Consider the following 713-nt stretch of genomic DNA (forward strand, 5'->3'; position numbering starts at 1 on the left):
GAGACATGAGCAAAGAACCGAGCATTGAAGAAGCGATCGAGCGCGCCAAGCGCGCACAAGAGGACCGGATCAACGCCATCCGCGGCGTCGGTGAAGCGCGCCAGAACCTCGCGGACGTCCGCAAGGTCACGGAGCGCGAGCTGGCCGAGCTACAGGCAAAAATCACCGAACGCGTGCGCGAGGCTGAGCGGGCCGACGTGAAGGCGTACAACGCGGCGCTGAGCGCCGGTTGGTCGATCGAGGAACTGCGCAAGATCGGATACTCGGAACCTGAGAAAAAGAAGCGTACGCGCCGGCGCTCCTCGGGGCGGTCGTCCATGTCGACGACCTCGGCCCGGCCGGCGTCTGCGCCCTCCGAGAGTGGTCCAGTCGACGCCACCGTAAACGGTGGCGAGGGTCCCTCTGTAGGTGCGTAGCGTCACCCCCTGACCACCTGTGGACGGCTCCGGCTATCGCCGGAGCCGGACCCGCCCACAGGTGGACAGCGGGACCCCCGGTGACCGCCCGCACACCGGCCGCACCGTCACGTCATCAGGACACGTTGCGGTCGCGCTAGTGCGGCCCGTGCACGGCCTAGTTGGGTGCAGGGTTCCCCCTCCCCCTGACGCCGTGATTCTCACACAGCTCAGACCCCCGTCAAGGGCGCTTCGCGTCACTACGTGATGCGGCTCCGCCGCACCCTTGACGGGGGTCTGCCCTGTGCAGGGCGGCAT

Annotated in this window: 1 protein-coding gene; it reads left to right on the top strand. The window is 67.7% G+C overall.

The annotated features are described in order from the left end of the window. Window positions 1-416, top strand: a 416-nt coding sequence (locus tag IEZ13_RS46160) for a hypothetical protein (RefSeq protein ID WP_229795831.1), incomplete at its 5' end; no start/stop codon positions are given. Between the last annotated feature and the right edge of the window lie 297 nt (window positions 417-713).

Source organism: Actinoplanes campanulatus (assembly GCF_014647795.1).
Lineage (GTDB): Bacteria > Actinomycetota > Actinomycetes > Mycobacteriales > Micromonosporaceae > Actinoplanes > Actinoplanes campanulatus.